Annotated in this window: 1 protein-coding gene; it reads left to right on the top strand. The window is 54.0% G+C overall.

Annotation, left to right across the window (positions count from 1 at the left end; genetic code table 11):
- Positions 1 to 694: sigma 54-interacting transcriptional regulator (locus AB4043_RS25620; RefSeq protein WP_442308534.1), on the top strand; the 694-nt coding region annotated here is incomplete at its 5' end.
- Between the last annotated feature and the right edge of the window lie 668 nt (positions 695 to 1,362).

The following is a 1,362-nucleotide window of genomic DNA, read 5'->3' as shown; positions in this document are numbered from 1 at the left end:
AGCTCATAGAGGCACACTTTTTCTTGACGAAGTAGGAGATATTCCCCTGGAACTCCAGGCGAAGCTCTTGCGCGTGCTTCAAGAGCAGGAATTTGAACGGCTCGGTAGCAACCGCACTCACAAGGTGGATGTTCGGTTGGTCGCGGCAACACATCGAGATCTGGCGGCCATGGTGAGGCAGTCCACTTTCCGTGATGATCTCTACTATCGGCTGCGGGTATTTCCGATCCACATTCCTCCGCTACGTCAGCRCACGGAAGACATTCCAAAGCTTGTCGGCCATTTCCTAAACCTTCACGCCAAGCGGATGAACAAACAGATAGATGAAATTCCCTTGGAGACGATCGATGCTTTGCTGCGGTACCGCTGGCCTGGTAATGTGCGAGAGCTTCAGAACTTCATCGAACGAGCAGTGATCCTGTCGCCACATCGGGTCTTGCGTGCACCTATCTCTGAACTAGAGCAGATCAACGCAAACAGGGGCTGCAATATTCCGTTGTCTGGGCTCAATGAACTCGAAAGAGATCATATATTGAGAGCTCTCGACGCAAGCAATTGGGTCATCGGCGGGAGAAGCGGCGCTGCTGTGCGTCTCGGTATGAAGCGTACCTCGCTCGTATACAGAATGCAGAAACTGGGCATAAGAAGACCCGGGTTTTCTGCAAATCGCGCCAACGAGAGTATGAACGCCTAGCTTGAATTCGAGGCTTCTGGCTCTGAATGGTAATCCGCGACGGGACGCCGTCAGTGGCGAACATCTGTCACGGTTCCGTCGGCGCGACAAGCCCGCTACCTTCTGGGCCACTCTGGCAAAACATTGATTAGAGGTGCGTTGAGCTCCTCCAGCCGGCCTTGCGGGTCCATTGCCGTGGTCGGCCATTCATTTGCTCAGAAATTGCCATGAGTGCTGAATGCGCCAGAGCCTTTCACTCCCGTATGTGCTCGACGAGCGCTCAGGCACGATCACGCGGTGCCTAATCCGCAAGCGAATCGAAAGGAACTGCACTCAGCATGCAAGACGGCATCATACCAAGGGCACTTCTATCGAAAGCCTGCTCTGCGACAGAACTTAACGGCTTCGACTAGAGCATTTTTCCTGTCGCTGGGCATCCCGGGAGGAGCGTGCAGCGGCGTTTTCATTGAGGAAAACGCAGGAAAATGCTCTAGCAGCAAACTCAACAGGAGATAAATCCATGAGCAACGATAATGATCAAGCAGCCACACCTCCGTGGGACGCCTCTCTGGTAAACCTTACTTCCAGGGAACTTGCGCCCGGCGTGTTCGCGGTCCTGCCAGATGATGTCTTTGATAAGGACCATGTCGTGACAACTGCCGGCTTTGTGATCAGCGACCGGGCAGTTC

Origin of the sequence: Terriglobus sp. YAF25, from assembly GCF_052113305.1 — a bacterium.
Taxonomy (GTDB): domain Bacteria; phylum Acidobacteriota; class Terriglobia; order Terriglobales; family Acidobacteriaceae; genus Terriglobus.
Note: the sequence above shows the minus strand (reverse complement) of the source record. Positions and strands in the feature narration are given on the sequence as shown.